The 17487-nt window shown below is 48.4% G+C and carries 14 protein-coding genes; 7 read left to right on the forward strand and 7 right to left on the reverse strand.

The window, feature by feature from the left end; all coding sequences use genetic code 11:
• Positions 1-150 precede the first annotated feature (150 nt).
• Both ACYVGO_RS00005 and ACYVGO_RS00010 read right to left on the reverse strand, forming a co-directional pair.
• Positions 151-888: an SDR family oxidoreductase gene (locus tag ACYVGO_RS00005; protein ID WP_460966545.1), complete on the reverse strand. Its 738-nt coding sequence runs from the start codon at positions 886-888 to the stop codon at positions 151-153.
• A gap of 67 nt (positions 889-955) precedes the next feature.
• On the reverse strand, positions 956-1846 hold the full coding sequence (locus ACYVGO_RS00010; RefSeq protein ID WP_460966546.1) for a helix-turn-helix transcriptional regulator: 891 nt from the start codon (positions 1844-1846) through the stop codon (positions 956-958).
• Positions 1847-1955: 109 nt separating this feature from the next.
• Here ACYVGO_RS00010 and ACYVGO_RS00015 point away from each other — a divergent pair, with 109 nt between their 5' ends.
• From ACYVGO_RS00015 to ACYVGO_RS00030, 4 genes are all read left to right on the forward strand, one after another.
• Positions 1956-2162: a hypothetical protein gene (locus tag ACYVGO_RS00015; protein ID WP_142774119.1), complete on the forward strand. Its 207-nt coding sequence runs from the start codon at positions 1956-1958 to the stop codon at positions 2160-2162.
• An 83-nt stretch (positions 2163-2245) separates the two neighbouring features.
• Complete coding sequence (locus ACYVGO_RS00020) at positions 2246-4690, forward strand: TonB-dependent receptor (RefSeq protein WP_460966548.1); 2445 nt, start codon at positions 2246-2248, stop codon at positions 4688-4690.
• A gap of 70 nt (positions 4691-4760) precedes the next feature.
• Complete coding sequence (locus ACYVGO_RS00025) at positions 4761-5624, forward strand: helix-turn-helix domain-containing protein (RefSeq protein WP_460966550.1); 864 nt, start codon at positions 4761-4763, stop codon at positions 5622-5624.
• Positions 5625-5938: 314 nt separating this feature from the next.
• A complete protein-coding gene (locus ACYVGO_RS00030) occupies positions 5939-9667 on the forward strand; it encodes a sensor histidine kinase (RefSeq protein ID WP_460966552.1) in 3729 nt (1242 codons plus the stop codon).
• A 19-nt stretch (positions 9668-9686) separates the two neighbouring features.
• Here ACYVGO_RS00030 and ACYVGO_RS00035 read toward each other — a convergent pair whose 3' ends face one another.
• Positions 9687-10052, reverse strand: coding sequence for a LytR/AlgR family response regulator transcription factor (locus tag ACYVGO_RS00035; protein ID WP_460966554.1), 366 nt, complete (start codon positions 10050-10052; stop codon positions 9687-9689).
• Between the two features lie 452 nt (positions 10053-10504).
• Positions 10505-11377, reverse strand: coding sequence for a porin family protein (locus tag ACYVGO_RS00040; protein WP_460966555.1), 873 nt, complete (start codon positions 11375-11377; stop codon positions 10505-10507).
• A gap of 255 nt (positions 11378-11632) precedes the next feature.
• Here ACYVGO_RS00040 and ACYVGO_RS00045 point away from each other — a divergent pair, with 255 nt between their 5' ends.
• The 3 genes from ACYVGO_RS00045 to ACYVGO_RS00055 all read left to right on the forward strand — a co-directional run bounded on the left by ACYVGO_RS00045 (position 11633) and on the right by ACYVGO_RS00055 (position 13937).
• On the forward strand, positions 11633-12565 hold the full coding sequence (locus tag ACYVGO_RS00045) for an alpha/beta fold hydrolase (RefSeq protein WP_460966557.1): 933 nt from the start codon (positions 11633-11635) through the stop codon (positions 12563-12565).
• Between the two features lie 289 nt (positions 12566-12854).
• Positions 12855-13451, forward strand: a complete 597-nt coding sequence (locus ACYVGO_RS00050; protein WP_460966558.1) for a redoxin domain-containing protein — start codon at positions 12855-12857, stop codon at positions 13449-13451.
• A gap of 45 nt (positions 13452-13496) precedes the next feature.
• The gene (locus tag ACYVGO_RS00055; RefSeq protein WP_460966560.1) at positions 13497-13937 is read left to right on the forward strand and encodes a DUF4395 domain-containing protein; all 441 of its coding nucleotides are present in this window, start codon (positions 13497-13499) and stop codon (positions 13935-13937) included.
• A gap of 259 nt (positions 13938-14196) precedes the next feature.
• Here the strand turns inward: ACYVGO_RS00055 and soxC are convergent, their stop codons facing one another.
• Genes soxC through ACYVGO_RS00070 form a run of 3 tightly spaced genes read right to left on the reverse strand, consistent with a single transcriptional unit; the run spans position 14197 to position 17483 of the window.
• Positions 14197-15438 carry a sulfite dehydrogenase gene (gene soxC, locus ACYVGO_RS00060; protein WP_460966562.1) on the reverse strand — a complete coding sequence of 414 codons (1242 nt, stop codon included), beginning with the start codon at positions 15436-15438 and terminating at the stop codon, positions 14197-14199.
• Between the two features lies 1 nt (position 15439).
• Positions 15440-16063, reverse strand: a complete 624-nt coding sequence (locus tag ACYVGO_RS00065; protein ID WP_460966564.1) for a c-type cytochrome — start codon at positions 16061-16063, stop codon at positions 15440-15442.
• Positions 16044-17483, reverse strand: coding sequence for an APC family permease (locus tag ACYVGO_RS00070; RefSeq protein WP_460966566.1), 1440 nt, complete (start codon positions 17481-17483; stop codon positions 16044-16046). The genes ACYVGO_RS00065 and ACYVGO_RS00070 overlap by 20 nt, the downstream gene beginning before the upstream one ends.
• Between the last annotated feature and the right edge of the window lie 4 nt (positions 17484-17487).

The following is a 17487-nucleotide window of genomic DNA, read 5'->3' on the forward strand; positions in this document are numbered from 1 at the left end:
GTTCATGTCACAAAGATCTGAACTAGGACAAAATGCCACTATTTTAATGCGTTTAACCTGCCTTAAAGAGCCCTATTTGAGGTTACATGTAGATCTGTCTTCAAAAATACCGAGGATAAAGTATCCTCGGTATCGTTACCAGGTGCACGTTTACCAGGGGCTAATCCCTGTTTCAGGCGAATTGTCGTCACTAAAGAATTGACCAGTCGGGCCATCTGACCCTAACGTAGCTGCTTTTACCACCCTGGCCGCGGCATCGGGCACGGTTCCGGGGCCGCTGTGATGGTTAAAATCGGTGGCGGTATAGCCTGGGTCAACGGCATTTACCTTAAAGGCTGTATCGCGTAAGTCGTAAGCCAGCACAATGGTATAGGCATTGAGGGCCGCTTTAGACGAAACATATACGGCACCCTTTACCTGGTAATACTTCCAGGAAGGATCGTTATGCAACGTGAGCGAACCCAGACCTGAAGTAACGTTAACGATTCTGGGTTCGGGCGATTGCTTCAGCAGGTCTATGAACGCCTGTGTTACTTCAATGACGCCAAAAAAGTTGGTTTCGAATACCTGCTTAAATACGCTGAAATTCGTTTCTAATGAAGTCTGCGGAAACCCACCGGCGATACCCGCATTATTGATCAATACGTCCAGCACGTTAGTTTTTTGCCCAAGTACGTCGCGGGCCGCCTTTATCGATTCAATGTCATCTACATCGATCGCTATAGGCTCTACCTGCGTTAACCCCTCGGCCTGTAGCTGGCTAACGGCCTGCTGGCCTTTTTGTATATCCCGACTGCCCAGGTATACATAATACCCTTGCTGTAGTAATTGTCTGGCTGTTTCAAAGCCAATGCTTTTGTTTGCGCCTGTTATCAGTACTGTTTTCATCCTGTTAGTTGTTAACGGTGCAAAGCTACCGCGTAATCTACGCTCGGCTGGAACACATTTTTCGGCATTACTGGTACATTTTACGGATCGTAGTCCGATAGTCGGCAGGGGTGACGCCGGTTTCGCGTTTGAAGAATCGGTTGAAATAAGAGGCCTCCGAAAAACCGAGATCAAAGGCAATTTCCTTCAGCGAATGGGGCGTATGAAAAAGCAACCGCCGGGCTTCCAGCACCAGTCGCTCATGGATATGTTTGATGGCTGGTTTGCCACTTTGTGTTTTCACGACCTCGCTCAAATGCCCGGCAGAAATATGAAGCATTGACGCATAATCACTCACTTCATGCAATTCGCGGAAACATTCGTTGATTTTCGCCTGAAACTTCTTTAGTAATAGCGTATCGACTGAGGTATCGTTACCCGTAAATTGCTCTGTATATAACCGGCTCAGATACGTAAGCAGTACAGTCAGGTAAGCACTCAGCATGCGTTGCTGCCAGTCGCTAGGATGCTGATTCTCAGTATTGATCCGGGTCAGCATATCCTCTACAAAATCAATATCAGCCTCCGTAAGCTGTAATGCATGGCCGTTATGCGGATTTTGAATCAGCGGCAGCTTACTTATTGACGCATTTTCCTGCAAGGCCAGGAACTCCTCCGTAAACGCAATTCCGGTGCTCCATAACTGTTCATATCCTTCCTTTACGATGATCTGATTGGGTCCCGAAAAGTAAATCGTGTTGTCTTTAATGACATAAGGTGTCATGTCAATCCAATGACGGCTACCCGCTCGCCTGATAAACACAACCAGGTAATGGTTCTTTCGGTGCGGTATAAGCAGATCGGACTCGGTGGGTAAACTGCCTTCAAAATTATACACTCTAAACTGGTTGCTGCCAGTTACCTCGTCCGGCTCCAACGAATAAACCGGCACGTGCGGATTGCTACTAAGTACTTGCATTGGCTAAAGCTATGGCTTTATTCCTTAAAATTCACCCTCTGAAACCACCCGCGCGGGTGGTTTTTTCGTTTTGGGGCACCCCTACTTTTGAATCCAATTAACGATCACTATGAAGGGCTTAACCGAATTGAAAATACAGGAACACCTCGACCCAAAATGGGAAGACTGCTTTGACGGAATGACCATCCGGTATCAGGATAATCAGACCATTCTGCAGGTGGTCATAAAAGACGACGCGCATTTGCACGGTATCCTGAATCTCATCCTGAACTTAAATCTGAAGCTCATTTCGGTCAATACGCTGGAAGCTGGCTAGTCGATGGCCCAGCTAGTTGCCTCGATGTCTATACTCTTTTTACCTAAGAAAATCCCCCAAACAAATTCAAAATCCCCAATCCCATGAAATACATCTTATTACTACTCGTCTTCCTCTTTTTTCTTTTGTTTAGCCCGATGTTGGGCCAGGCGCAGGCCTTGTCTCAAACCGTGCGAGGTACCATCACTGATTCGGATAGCCAGCTCCCGCTGATTGGGGCAACTTTACTCATTGTAGGGTCTAAACCCCTCGTTGGTATCACAACCGATCAGAATGGACAGTTCAAATTAAGCAACATCCCTACCGGACGTATCAGCCTGCAATTATCCTATCTAGGCTACGAACCCAAAATCATCCCGGATATTGTGGTCAACTCCGGCAAAGAAGTGGTGCTTAACCTGACCATGCAGGAATCAACTCTGAAACTGGCCGAAGTTGTGGTGAAGGCCAGTCTGGAAAAAGGCCAGGCGCAGAACGAAATGGCCCTGATCAGTGCCCGGTCCATTTCTCCCGAAGAAACGAATCGGTATGCGGGCGGGTTTAACGACCCTTCCCTGATTGTGTCCAATTTTGCGGGTGTAGCCAACAACCCGAATGGAAACAACGACATTATTGTACGGGGTAATTCGCCCAAATATGTACAATGGCGGCTGGAAGGCATCCAAATCACCAACCCGAACCATTTTGCCGACCAGGGCGCTATCGGCGGTGGGCTGAGCACGCTGAATAATAACATTCTGGCCACTTCCGATTTTTACACAGGTGCGTTTGCCCCCGAATACGGCGATGTGTTATCCGGTGTATATGATGTGAAATTGAGAGCCGGGAATAACGAAAAAACGGAAGCGGTGTTGGGCGTGGGTATTCTGGGTACGGATTTAACCGTTGAAGGCCCCTTCAAAAAAGGCTATGGGGGTTCCTATCTGGTGAATTACCGCTACTCCACCATTTCGTTGCTAACAGAGTTGGGTTTAACGGGCGTAAAGGGATCGCCTAAGTTTCAGGATGCCGCGTTTAAGGTTTTGTTGCCCACCAAAAAAGCCGGGGCCTTTTCTCTGTTCGGATTGGGTGGTTCCAGCAGCGCGTTCCTGAAAGAAGTAACCCCCGAAATTGCGGAAACACCCGGTGATCGCTCCATGCTGGCCGGTATTCGGGAAGATATGGAAAAGGGGTCTAGCTTACTGAACCTGGGGTTGACCCATACCTTGCCGCTTGGTGCCAAAAGCTATCTCCATACTACGTTGTCGTATTCGCAGGAAGGTATCAACGATAAGGTTTTTGAATCCAGCATCGAAAAACAATATGACGGTAGCGGGGCCTACCTGAGAGATTCGGTGTTAACGACTCACCCTAATTTTCAAAGCCACTTACTCAAATCGACCTATCGGGGTGGCCTTACCTACCACACTAAACTAAATGCCCGGAATACTATCCAGATCGGTGCGCAGTATTCGCTTGCCGGGTATGATTACAAGCAAAGCCAATTACAGGGCGATGCGGCAACCCGAGTGTATTTGCTCAATTTCCAGGAAAAGGTGGGTACGATCCGGAATTACATCAGTTGGAAACACCGCTTCACTGACGCGATTACTATGGTGACGGGTATCCATAACATGAATGTGCTGCTGAACCATAAAAGTACCCTTGAACCAAGATTTTCCCTGAACTGGCAGCTTAGTCCGACCAGTTCGTTACAGGCTGGTTATGGCAAACACAGCACGATGGAAAGTGCCCATAACTATTTTGCCCAGGTTGAATCGGCAGATGGCCAACTTAGCGAGCCAAACAAAAACCTGGGTTTGCTCAAAGCCCACCATGTTGTGCTGGGCTACGAAAAGCGTTTCACACAGGCATTGGTGGCTAAAGCAGAAGTGTATTACCAGTCCCTTTACCAGTTGCCAGTCGAAAACAGTGCGACGAGTACGTTTGCGACCATTAATGAAGGTCCTGATTTTAATTATGTTGCTTTAGTCAACAAAGGAACCGGGCGGAATTATGGCATTGAGTTGACTCTGGAACGCTACTTTAGCCATAACTTCTATTATTTAGTCAACGGCTCCTTATATAGTTCTACCTACCAAACGCTAGAAGGCAAAGAGCGCAACACGCCTTATAATGGTCATTATCTGGTCAATCTATTAGCTGGGAAAGAGTTTGTTAAGCTGGGCAAGAAGAAGAATCAGGTTCTGGGGATAAATGCGAAAGTGTTTTTCAGTGGCGCTAAACCGATTATTCCGCTATTACGAGATGCTGCCGGGAATTTAGCGGTTGATCCGGCCAGGAATAAGTTCTGGGATTATGGCAAAGCGTACGAAACGTCCTTAAGTGACCTGTCCAAAATAGTGCTCTCGGTGAGCTACAAATGGAACAAGGCCCGAACCACGCATGAATTATTCCTGAACATGGATAATCTCACCAACAATCAGGGCAAGATAACCGAATATTACGACCCAGGTCAGCCTGGTTCCGTAGGGCATACGACCCAACGGGGATTGGTTCCCAACCTGTTGTACCGGCTGTATTTTTAACGTAACAGCAGTCTTCTCTCTTTTATCACTACTATTGACAAAGGCAGGTGTTGATTAAGGCGACCATACCATGAAGAAAATACCCATCAGGCAAATTAATTCAGCGTATCCCGACGTACAAACAGCCGAACGGTTTACGATTCGCCAGGTTCAGGATATAGTGGGTGAACATGATTTAATCCATGATCTGCACCGACATGATTTCTTTTTTATTCTTGCGTTGCAAACTGGAGATGGAGTTCATGAAATAGATTTTACACCCTATACGATTCGTAGTAATTCTATTTTCTTTTTGCGCCCTGGGCAGGTACACCAGCTTAACCTGAAAGTGGGTAGCACTGGATTCTTAGTCGAATATAACGCCGAGTTTTACAGCCCAACTACGAAGCTTTCCATCCAGCGAGTACGGAAAGCCAGCAGTAAAAACTATTGTAAACTGGAGACCAGCCGGTTTGAAAAAATAAAGGCTACGTTAACATCCATGTTCCTGGAATACACAAATAAAGAGGAGGGCTATCAAGATGTCATTAAGGCAAATCTGGAGATATTTTTTATCGAATTTATCCGGCAAAGCCCGAATCCGAATGGACCGCCAATAGTAATTAATCAGTATACGCAGGAGCGCCTGGAGGAATTTCTAGCGTTGATGGAAACGCACATAACTACCCATAAGCTCGCTTCTCAATACGCCAGTTTTATGAATCTATCGCTCTATCAGTTGAACGAAATCACCAAAACAACCCTGGGCAAAATTATCTCTGAATTAATCAATGAACGGATTATTCTGGAAGCGAAACGGTACCTGCTGGCAACGCCTGATCAAATAAAAGATATTGCCGACCAGCTGGGCTACGAAGACGTTTCCTATTTCATCCGGTTCTTCAGGAAACACGCTGGCTATACACCCGAAGCGTTCCGACAGAATTTCGGATAAGTACTGTACCTGCTGGTTAGTTCATCGGAGTTTATAACCCCGGCCGAATACCTCAACGAGTATAGCATCGGGTAAAATACGTTTTATCTGTGTTGCCGGTATAAGCGTGAAGGAGCTAGCTGATCGACTGTATTTATTCGAATAAATACAGTCGATCAGCTGACTAAATTGGGCAGGAACCCTTTACTCAGCCCTATTTCCTACACCAATATTCATTTATATAAAGATACTTTAATTGCAAAGAGTATATTATATGTTATTAAATTTATAAAATAAAATACCTTCCGCCGTACGCTACAACTACCTTAACCATAATGCCCTTTCGTTTCTTTTGCTTCCTGCTAGCTGGGTTCTGGATCACGCTGCCTGCTCAATCCCAGCAGCAACAGGCCCGATTTACGTACCTGACCACGAATCAGGGCCTTTCCCAAAATAACGTAACCTGCATTTTGCAGGATAGAAAAGGGTTTATGTGGTTTGGTACACGGGATGGACTTAATAAATATGATGGCTATAGTTATACGCTCTATCGAAACGACCCTTTAAAATCCACTAGCCTGAGTCATAGTTATGTACACAGCCTGTTCGAGGATAAGCAGGGACAATTGTGGATTGGCACTGATGATGGTGGCCTTAATTTGTTTGATCCCGATACCGAAACCTTTACCAGTTACAAACACTTACTTGGGCACCCCAATAGCCTTTCTCATAATAAAGTTATGGCCATCGCTCAGGATGCTGGAGGAGATCTATGGGTGGGTACCGCTGGGGGTGGGCTTGATCGGTTTGATCCTCAACACAAAACCTTTACGCACTTTAGCCATCAGAATTCAAATGCCGCTAGCCTGAGTCATAATGAGGTAAGCTCTATACTGATCGATCGTGCTGGTATAGTTTGGGCCGGTACCCTGGGTGGCGGCTTAAATCGACTGGACCCGAAAACGAAATCCTTTACCCACTACATACATAATTCGGCTGATCCGCACTCGTTAAGTCAAAATCGGGTGACCTCCTGTTTTGAAGATTCGCAGGGGCGGTTCTGGGTGGCTACAGAAGGGGGCTTAAACCAGTTCGATCGAGCCAATGGAATTTTTAAGCGCTTTCAACAGACAACGGGTTTGCCAGCTCAGCTGAGCCATAATGATGTGAAGGCTCTGGCCGAAGACAACGACCATACTCTGTGGATTGGAACCCAAAACGGTGGAATTAACCTGTTACACCCTGATGGTACATTTTCCTATTATACGTATCAGGTCGATAACAATCAGGGTCTCAACAGTGGCTCGATCTATTCCATATACCGGGATCGAATGGGTACAATGTGGGTGGGCACGTATTCGGGAGGAGTTAATAAACTGGATGCCGCTCCCCTGAAATTTAAGCTCTATCAACGCACACGAATCAATACGAACAAGCTGACGAATAACAATATACTGGCAGTTCGAGAGGATGACCGGGGCGATTTGTGGCTGGGTACCGATGGAGGAGGCATTAATGTGCTCAAAAAAAGTAAGTCCGTTTTTATGGCCTACCAGGATACAAGCCGTTATGCTGCTACCATTGGGAGTAATTTTGTGCTAACAATTTATGAAGATCGGAAAAAGCGTATCTGGACGGGTAATTATAAAGGAGGGCTAACGCTGTTTAATCGAAGCAAAGGCACCTTTGAATCGAAAGGTAAGCTTAGTCCCCTTAGTATTAGTGCGATTCTGGAGGCCCGGAACGGAATTATGTGGCTGGGTACTTTTGAGGAAGGGCTTATTCGATATGATCAGAACACGGGTGCAATAACCCGATACCAGCCAAACGCAGGACAGGCCGGTAAACTGAACTATCCAACCATTACTAGCTTGTGGGAAGACAGGCTGGGAAACATCTGGCTGGGTACCGATGGGGGAGGGGTTAATGTATTCCACCCCGACAAAAATAAGTTTACCCAGTATCTGCATAAGGACCCAATTCCCAGAAGCCTCAGCAGCAACCAGGTAAATATCCTCTTTGAAAGCAGTACAGGGCAACTCTGGCTGGGTACCAATGCTGGATTAAACCAATATGATGCCCATACCCAAACGTTCAGAACGTACCATCTGCGAGACGGCCTGGCCAACGAAGTGATTCAGGGTATCCTGGAGGATCAACATGGAATTCTGTGGCTGAGCACCAACAAAGGCCTGAGTGCCTTTAATCCGAAGACACACACCATTCGTAATTTTGACGCGAGTGATGGGTTGCAGGAAAGTTCTTTTAACCGGATGGCCTGTTACAAAAGCCGGACTGGGCAGCTTTTTTTTGGCGGCTTAAGCGGACTTAATAGCTTTTATCCCGACAGTTTACGGTATAATTCGTTCATTCCTCCAGTCTATATTACCGACTTTCAACTGTTTAACCAGTCGGTACATATGCAGGATGCGGAGTCCGTACTGAAGAAGCCAATTAGTGAAACCCACGACATTACGCTCTCCTATCACCAATCGGTTCTTTCATTTGGATTTGCCGCCTTGAGTTACACCGTTTCGTCTAAGAATCAGTATGCCTATAAACTTGAGGGCTTCGATTCGGATTGGATTCAGGCGGGTACTCAACGAACAGCCACCTATACCAACCTGGACCCGGGCGACTATGTATTCCGGGTCAAAGCGGCCAATAACGACGGAGTCTGGAATGAGACTGGTACGTTTGTCAACTTACATATTATTCCCCCGTTTTGGCAAACGAACTGGTTTCGGGTGTTGGTCGCCTTGTTCGTGGTGGGAGGTCTGTACTGGGTATATTGGTTACGTGTCAATCGGATACAGACACAAAAAATGGTCTTACAACATCAGGTCCAGGCACGAACCAGTGAGGTACTCCAGCAACGACAGGAACTACAGGAGCAAGCGTTTCATGTACAGTTGCTCCAGGCTAAAGTAGAGCAACAGGAGGCCCAGCAGCAGCTCCAGGAGAGCGAACAACGATTTCGGGAAATTGCCGAAAATGTTGATGAGGTATTCTGGATTCACTCGGCCAACCCATTTCAATTACTCTATGTAAACCCTGCCTTTGAACGGGTCTGGGGGACTACCTTTCAGCGATCACACGAAGACCCATTGTCGTTTATGGAGACTGTTCTGCCGGAAGACCGACCCGCAGTTCTGGCCTTTATTGACCAGTACAAGGCCGGAATAGACGGGGAACTGTATTATCGACTGCAACTGAAAAACAAGCCGCTGCGTTGGCTATTAATTCGCACCTTTATTATCCGGGACGAAGCGGGGAAGGTTGTTCGACACATTGGTATCGCCAATGACGTGACCAGCCAGAAAGATAAGGAGCTCGTTCTCCAGCAATCCCTGCTACGTGAGCAGGAATTAAACCAGCTTAAGTCACAGTTTGTCTCCACAGCCTCCCACGAATTCCGCACCCCACTGGCAACGATTCAGTCCAGTGTCGAGTTAATCAAACTGTATCTGGATACCCCTGCTGCCAATGGCCGACCAGCCATTCAAAAACACCTGGGTGTGATCGAAAAACAGGTTGACCAGTTCACGACGTTACTGACCGATGTACTGACCATTGGTCAGATCGAAGCCGGGAAAGTAGCCTATGCTCCTCAGTCAGAAGATATCGTTAGCCTTTGCGAGATCCTGATTGATACGCATTTTAGTGGTCGCTCTGATCGGCGGAATGTTCAGCTTACCATCGAGGGCGTGCCCTGTCGGGTTGATCTGGATGCCACACTGATCAGCCATGTGCTAATCAACCTGCTGTCGAATGCCTTTAAGTTTTCCACAAATACACCTCCGGTTCTGTGCATTCAGTTTAAGCCCGACAGTCTGGTATTACAGGTGATCGATACAGGAATGGGCATCCCGGCTCGTGATCAGGCCTCGTTGTTTCAGGCTTTCTTCCGGGCCAGTAACACGGCAGGCATACAGGGTACCGGCCTGGGCCTGGTTATTGCCCGGCAATTCGTTGAACGTCATGGCGGTCAGTTGACTGTAAAGAGCCAGGAAGGAAAGGGAACGACCTTTACGGTTAACCTGCCGATCGGCTGCCCGGTGTAGGCACTCTCTGCTCGTACGCTCATGCACAAACAGGTGAACGTCGGTTCGGTGAGATTACGGGAAAAGCTGCCAGATAAGGCCTTAATTGTTTGATCTGCCGACGGGAAATAGGCAACTGGCGGTTTTTTGAGAGCTGTACATAAGGCGTGTCCAGATAGCGGGTATGATAAGCCACGATGTAGTCAGGGTTCACCAAAATTCCTTTATGAATGCGAAGAAAGGCAGGCAGGCGTTCCGACAGGCGTTTAAGTGTAATGGCCACTAGCATAGGCTTCTGATTCCTTACGTGAACCAGCGAATAATTTCCCATTGCTTCGATATACTCGATGGAGGCCACCGAAACGGATCGCTTGATAGTAAAGTCGGGTAAGAGAATAGTTTCCATTAGTAGTTTATTTGTTGTTTGTCGCTTAAAAGTAGCGTTCAGAATGGCCTGAGCCGGTATTGATTGGTTTGGAACGTAGTAAGGATTGTCTGGAATGCATAAATAGCCGTGTGAACCGTTCTTACAAGGACCAGTCAATTGATACAATAGCGCTTTCCATGTTCTAAACGGAAGGCGTTTGCCTGGACTTTTCCAGAAAAGGACTCAGGGAGCTGATAGAGGCCAAATGCAAGCGGAATGTGCTAAAAATGGCATTGAGACAGTAGGTAAGGAGATACCGTTCTGATCTATACCGATCATTATAGAAAAGCGTTTGGCAGCAAAGAATAGCCAAAAGGGGCGGGTATAAGCGCCGAAACAGCCTGTTGGTTAGTCCGTCTGTGGAATAGTGGCTTTTGGGGTAGAAACTATATCGCCAGGGGTTCCTGTATCGCCAACGCCCCTACACTACTTTATTTCCCACCCAGCGGAATGAGGTAACCTACGGATAGCATCGCATTTTGCGGATTCAGCGCTACGCCATCCTCATTGCTGGAGAACAAGTATGAGTAACGGGCTTCCAGTTGAACCGATCCCGGACCGGCTTTCAACGCAACACCAGCTCCGCCCGATGCGCCAAATGACAGTCGGCCAGAGGAGGTCACGTCTAGTGCCTGAGACTGGGATTGACCCGACTCCTGAACGGATATGGTTCCACTTGTGGTATAGCCTGCAACCGGACCCGCATTGATAAAGAACCGAAGGTTTGGTTGACCAAAGCTAGCTTTTAGCAATATCGGCACTTCAACGAGGTTGTATTTGAGCTGGAAATAATCAGCGCCAGCCGCCACGCGAACTCCATATTGGGTATAGAGAATTTCGGGTTGTACCGAAAAGTTGGGGCCACCGATATTGACGATAACTCCGCCGTGAAAACCGGTTACCCGGGCCAGTTTAACGCCCTCTCCCAAGGCCGAAATATCAGTTCCGCCGATCGTTGATGAGTTGCCCCCGAGCCGGAAACCAATCCTAAAATGAGATTGACTGGTGGTAGTTGGGGTGTTTTGAACTGCCGGGCGATTGGCGGGTGCAGCCTGCGGTTTAGGCGCTATGTATGTAGTAGTTGGTTGTTCCGGCCGCGGCTGTTCCTGTTCAACAGGAGCCGCTTTAGCTGGCTGAGCTGCGGAGAGTGTCGTTGTGGCAACTGGTTTCTTAACCGGGGTAGTAGCTGATTGTGTAGTAACCGGGCGCTTAGCAGGGATTGGCTTGCGTGCGGCCGGTTTGGGCTGAGCCAACAGACTTTGAGAAACAAGAGAAAGCGTAACGAAGGAAAAGAGGACGTTCATGATGCACGTAGTTTTAGTTGTTTACGGCACCAAAATTGGGTGTTTACCTGTCTGCATCCAGCACCAGATTGTTTGAACTGGTAGTTCCACGGGATGAACTGAATAAAGACGGCCTTGGAACGAGGGATCCAATGCGTGAACAACCCAACGTATAGGCGAAAAAATAGTTCTGCTAGTCTCTGAATGATGCGATTCCCCAACAGACACGTATCTTTCTGAACTCGTTATCCAATCCTAAAATTCTCCTTATCTCCTATGCTGAACCGGCAATTGAAGTGGCTTGCTTTATCCTGTTTGCTGATGGTCATGACTGCTACAGCGAGTCTGGCCCAGACAACCAATCCTGTTAAATCGATTTTCCCGGCAGATACCCGCTTTGTGGCGAACGTACCCTATGCAGGCGATACCCTAAAGAGGCATTTACTGGATATCTATCTACCCGCCAAATCGGGTGCCAATCCACCTTTGGTTGTTTGGGTACACGGGGGCGCCTGGATGCTTAACGACAAGTACGCCGACATGAGTTACATGAAAAACACCGTTCGATCCATTCTGGAAAAAGGCTACGCTTTTGCTTCTATCGACTATCGGTACAGTACAACGGCACCTTTTCCGGCTCAACTACAGGACTGTAATCAGGCACTTGAGTTTCTATACCAGCAGGCGGCTACCTATGGGTATGACCGAAATCGAATTGCGTTAATGGGTTTCTCCGCGGGCGGTCACCTGGCGTCATTACTCGCTTTATCGGCCAATAATTTCATACCTGCCTTTTACGCCAATCGGAAAAAGCCGTCGTTCCAGATCAAAACCGTCGTTGATTTCTATGGCCCGGCCGATTTGCTGGCGATGATTCGACGGGATGCTCCGCTTTCGGATACGGCTGTGGCTACTTCTGAAAGTCGCCTGTTAGGGGCATCTCCCTTACGTCGGCCAGACCTGGCGAGAATTGCCAGCCCCGTCACCTATATTGATACGAAAGATCCCCCGTTTCTGATTATTCAGGGCGAGAAAGACGAGTCGGTGCCAGCCGCGCAGTCTGTTTTGCTGAGTTCCTGGCTGACGCTGGCAAAGGTTAAAAACAGGCTCATCATCGTGCCAGGCGCTCCCCATTACGGTACTATGTTCGATAGCGATGTTAATCGGCAGGCTATTTTTGACTGGCTGGATACCTATCTAAAAAAGTAAATAAAGGCTATAAAGCAGCCTACACAATCAGGGGTTTTCCTAGTTAGCCAACTGATTTACTAGGAAAACCCCTAAAGCCGATAGACTATTGATTAACTGGTTGATAATCATTTTTTTATATTTTTCTTGCAGAAGTAAAATTTGCGTATCACCTTTGTTGCCAATACGATTTCAGCGCCTAGTTGAAGTCGGGTAACTTAAGTCAGTTTCGCAACTGGCTTCTTTGTTTTCTAAATAAATCTATTTAATATATAGATTAACAGTATTAAAAACATAAACAATACACGCGATGACACTGGAAATGGTTAATGAATTGGGCGATGTTCGGGCAGTCGTTGTAAAAGATCGCCAGCCTGTGGAGCGGGTGCGTCCTTTACTAATCGGAGAATCTGTTCCCTTTTTCTCATTGGTTGATACGGCTGACTATTGGCAAGCATCCCTTCTAACGGTTGATGCCGCCCATCAGACGGTAAGCTTACCTGAGATGCTAACCCGGGGGCCAATTGTAATTAGTTTTTATTGCCCTTGCTGGGGTGGTTACGCCCGCCCGTTTTTGGCTTCCTTAACAAAACTGGCTACCGAGGTTCGGGCAAAAGGCGGTCAAATGGTGGTATTTACCAATCAGAATCCGAAGTATCTGGTACAGCAGACAGATCTGTCGACCATGTTGTTGGCGTACGATGCCGATAACTCAGTAGCCCGACGGTTCGGGGTTTACTCGGAAACAGACCCCATCTGGGATCGCGTATCAGGCATTTCGGAAGACGTATACGTACCTGCGGTATACGTCATCGACCGGTTTCGCCGAATTCAATACCATTTCCTGGACGAAAACTTTGAGGGATTTACTCAGCAGGAAGATGTGTTGAGCGCACTGCCGCAATAAGTGTGATTTGTGCTTCCCTTTGGCAGATTAGTAATAGAAACGATTATGAATACGAACCTTGAGTGTCCCGTTGACGGGATACAAATTAATGAAACGAAAGTCCGTTTGGTAGCTGGATTCGTGTTAGCCAGTGGGCTCGCGTATTTACTGAGTGACTGGCTTATAATACCGTTAGGACTGGTGCTGGACTTTGGGCTGCGGAGTTTCGATCTGGGTAAATATAGTCCATTCGGTACTCTGGCCGAAGGGCTGGTAAAGACGCTGCATCTGCCCTACAAAGGTACCGATCAGGCTCCTAAACGGTTCGCTGCCCGAATCGGACTGGCCTTCAGCTTACTTATTTTAGGTCTTCACCTGGCGGATATATCCACCCTTGTGCCTACTGCGACACTTGTCCTGTTTGCTGCTTTAGAGTCTATCGTTGGCTTCTGTGCGGGTTGCTATGTATATACCTTCTATGTGCGTTTGTTTCCCAGAACTGCCTAATAGTCTGCTCAGTTTCAGGAAGGATAGATTTGCCAGACAAGCGTATTAAATGCCATCCGCTGGTACCTACCAGCCGTTCACTGATTTTGTAACCCTGGGGATTGCGTATTGGCTCTTTCGATAAGGCTCGTGACTTTTTTCGTTGACAGGATAAACAGGATTGTTATCGACAAAATCAAACCTGTTTATCCTGTCAACGAAAAGATGATATTAGACCAAATTATACGTAGACGATAAGTCACTCACATAAGCGTAAATGCTATTCAGGTTTGAACAACACCCGGCCATCGGCCTTGATTTGCCAGGCTGTAATGGGATTGAAATGATAACCCACTTCGCTTCCCCTGGCGTCAACCAACTGCTTGAGTGTCGGTTGAGTGTAGCCCGTTTCGTCGGTTACGCGACTCAAAATTTCCGTTTCCGAACCGTTCCACTGCCATAGGTACCGGAAGGCCGTGTGTGCTTTGTCTAAAACGGGGTCCTGAAGGGTTGCCGGACTCCAGGTTTTACCCGCATCTGTACTCACCTCCACCCGAACAACTCTTCCCCGACCACTCCAGGCAATACCCCGAATTTCGATATAGCCCTTCTCCACTTTTTTAGGATAGGATGGAAACGTAATGATCGAGCGGGCGTCGATGTCGAAGCTGAATTGGCGGTATTTTCCGGCTTTGATGGGTTCCGTGTATTTGGAGGTTTCCTCGCGGGTCATGTAGGGTTGGTCGGAGAGTTCGATCCGGCGAAGCCATTTTACCGATGTATTCCCTTCCCAACCCGGCAGAAACAACCGAACGGGATAACCCTGCTCGGGCCGGAGGGCCTCGCCATTCTGGGCGTAGGCAATAATGGCATCGTCCCAGCCTTTTTTGACCGGGATACTGCGGGTCATAACGGCTGCATCGGATCCTTCGGCCAGAAACCAGCTGGCGTTGGGTTTAACGCCCACTTCCCGAAACAGGGTCGAGAGTTTAACGCCTGTCCACTCACTTTGACTGGTCAGACCGCAAACATCCTGTGGCGACATGGTTTCTTTGCCCGTTCGGAAATTACCCGAACACTCCAGAAACGCAATCCGCGAAACAGATGGGAATCGTTTTAGGTCGGCAACGTTGAAAATGAGTGGTTTATCAACCATTCCATGGATCAGCAGTTCGTGTTTGGCCGGGTCAATGACCGGAACCCCCGCGTGATGGCGTTCAAAATGAAGGTCGGATGGGGTAATGATGCCGTAAAAATCCTGTAAGGGCGAGCGCGACGAAATGTCGGACGGTTTCTTGACGAGTTTTTCAAATGCCGACCGGGTCCCCACTTCACCCGCCAGCGTACCGACTTGCTTTGTTGGATCATCGGGTAGTAATTCAGCTACCGAAACACCTGCCTGAATCGTTTTGCCCGATGCCGTCTGAACGATGGCCACAGCCGCCGTTGCCGCCCCGCCGAGCATCGTGCGACGCGAAATTTTACCCGTAAGCTGGTCGATTTGACTGATTTTCTTCTTCATCTTACTTGATGGTTGGGCCTCCTGTCCGGTCGTCGGGAACGAATAGGTTGTGTGCGGGCATAACTACCTTCGGCAGGGTCTGTGCATTAATGACGGTTTTTTCATCGATGATGCCGTTAGCGTTCAGCAAATACGCCGTCAGGTTATAGACCTCGTCATTGGTGAGGGAACCAGGCTGACTGAACGGCATGGCCCGCCGGATATAATCGAAGACGGTAGTTGCGTAGGGCCAGTAATTACCAATAGTTTTTTCGGGTCGCTTTCGGGTAGGATCGTTCGTACTCACCAGCGAACCGTTTGGGCCTCCTATGCCCCCAGCGCCATGGCAGGCCGCACATTTGGCCGCAAAAATTACTTTTCCAATAGCGGCTTTTCCTTCTCCGGGTGGTAATCCTTTTCCATCCGGCCGAACGTCGATGTCTACCCGGGCAATCTCTGCCTGCGTGGCCGGACGTCCCAGCCCAAAGCTGGCAGGCCAGGGAAGGGTATCGGCTTGGCTAATCAACGCAGTTGTCGAGACCGGTAGACTGGAACGTTCTTTTCCATTTGCCTGAAAACAGCCATCCAGGGCTATGAGTAAGAGCGCACCACTCAGCATCCGAAGGCTATACATGTATTTCTTCATCGGTCAGTACGGTGTTGTGTTTCACTAACCAGTAATAGATTGGCACGCCAATCAGGGCGATCAGTAGCCCTGGCCAGGTGTATGTGGGTTTGTAAATGATAAGCAGACTGCAAAATGCAACACCCATCACGATGTACAATGCTGGCAAAACGGGATACCCAAACGCTTTGTACGAACGCGCGATCGTTGGCTGCTTTTTCCGAAGGATAAAAATACCCCAAATGGTCAGGATATAAAACAGCACGACAACAAACGAAATCATATCCAGCAAATCGCCATAGCGCCCACTCAAACAGAGCAGTGAAGCGACCACCGCCTGGATCCACAAGGCAAATTCGGGTACGGCGTGTTTGTTGAGGTGCGCCGTTTTTCTGAAAAACAATCCGTCTTTGGCCATGCTGTAATAGACGCGTGCTCCGGATAGAATCAGGCCGTTATTACAACCGAACGTGGCAATTAAGATGGTAATGGCGATGACGGCGGTACCCGCGTTCCCGAATATGGCCTGAGCCGCCGTGATGCCCACGCGATCTTTTTCGGCCCCGGCAACATCCGCCAACGGCAGCACAGCGGTGAACATGACGTTGAGCGATACGTAGAGCAGCGTGACGAGCAACGTGCCCAGTAACAAACTCAGCCCAATATTCCGGCGTGGATTTTTGATTTCGCTGGCTACAAACGTCACGTTGTTCCAGGCGTCGTAACTAACAACAGTGCCCGTAAGTGCAGCCGCAATGGCTCCCCCCAGTGCCGGTAGGCCGATGTAATTACCAAACGACCCATCGCGGCTGAGTGGTTGCAGGTGCCAGGCATTGGCCCAGTTGGTTGCCCAAACTTCCGGTTTCAAATAGATCAGGCCAAAAACAATCAATCCGATCAGGCTCAATACTTTGGTTGCCGTGAAAACAGTCTGAATTATTTTGCCGCCTTTAACTCCCTTGGTGTTGATGTAGGTGAGGAGGAAAATAATGCCAATGGCCAGTAGCTGAGCCGGGGAAATGTGAAAGCTCCCGATGGAAAACAAAGCAATGTCTTCACTCACTTCGGGAATGAAATACGCCAGGAACTTAAAAAAGGAAACGCCCACGGCGGCAATCGTTCCAGTTTGAATAACCGCAAATAAACTCCAGCCGTAAAGGAAGGCTACCAGCGGGTTGAAGGCTTCTTTGAGGTACACATATTGCCCACCTGCTTTGGGATACATGCCGCTGAGTTCACCATAACTGACAGCCGCAATCAGGGTCATGAACCCGCCAATGAGCCAGACAACGATGAGCCACCCGGCGGAGCCAACAGTGCGCGTCACATCGGCACTGACGATGAAAATGCCGGAGCCAATCATGCCGCCCGCTGCCAGCAGGGTCGCGTCGATCAGGCCAATTTCCCGCTTCATCTCAACGGGTTCCTTTCCTTTAGTCATGGTG

The organism is Spirosoma migulaei (genome assembly GCF_054776855.1).

Excerpts from the sequence above, each read along its gene's own strand:
- ACYVGO_RS00005 (WP_460966545.1), bottom strand. The coding sequence starts at position 888 with ATGAAAACAGTACTGATAACAGGCGCAAACAAAAGCATTGGCTTTGAA.
- ACYVGO_RS00010 (WP_460966546.1), bottom strand. The coding sequence starts at position 1,846 with ATGCAAGTACTTAGTAGCAATCCGCACGTGCCGGTTTATTCGTTGGAG.
- ACYVGO_RS00015 (WP_142774119.1), top strand. The coding sequence starts at position 1,956 with ATGAAGGGCTTAACCGAATTGAAAATACAGGAACACCTCGACCCAAAA.
- ACYVGO_RS00020 (WP_460966548.1), top strand. The coding sequence starts at position 2,246 with ATGAAATACATCTTATTACTACTCGTCTTCCTCTTTTTTCTTTTGTTT.
- ACYVGO_RS00025 (WP_460966550.1), top strand. The coding sequence starts at position 4,761 with ATGAAGAAAATACCCATCAGGCAAATTAATTCAGCGTATCCCGACGTA.
- ACYVGO_RS00030 (WP_460966552.1), top strand. The coding sequence starts at position 5,939 with ATGCCCTTTCGTTTCTTTTGCTTCCTGCTAGCTGGGTTCTGGATCACG.
- ACYVGO_RS00035 (WP_460966554.1), bottom strand. The coding sequence starts at position 10,052 with ATGGAAACTATTCTCTTACCCGACTTTACTATCAAGCGATCCGTTTCG.
- ACYVGO_RS00040 (WP_460966555.1), bottom strand. The coding sequence starts at position 11,377 with ATGAACGTCCTCTTTTCCTTCGTTACGCTTTCTCTTGTTTCTCAAAGT.
- ACYVGO_RS00045 (WP_460966557.1), top strand. The coding sequence starts at position 11,633 with ATGCTGAACCGGCAATTGAAGTGGCTTGCTTTATCCTGTTTGCTGATG.
- ACYVGO_RS00050 (WP_460966558.1), top strand. The coding sequence starts at position 12,855 with ATGACACTGGAAATGGTTAATGAATTGGGCGATGTTCGGGCAGTCGTT.
- ACYVGO_RS00055 (WP_460966560.1), top strand. The coding sequence starts at position 13,497 with ATGAATACGAACCTTGAGTGTCCCGTTGACGGGATACAAATTAATGAA.
- soxC (WP_460966562.1), bottom strand. The coding sequence starts at position 15,438 with ATGAAGAAGAAAATCAGTCAAATCGACCAGCTTACGGGTAAAATTTCG.
- ACYVGO_RS00065 (WP_460966564.1), bottom strand. The coding sequence starts at position 16,063 with ATGAAGAAATACATGTATAGCCTTCGGATGCTGAGTGGTGCGCTCTTA.
- ACYVGO_RS00070 (WP_460966566.1), bottom strand. The coding sequence starts at position 17,483 with ATGACTAAAGGAAAGGAACCCGTTGAGATGAAGCGGGAAATTGGCCTG.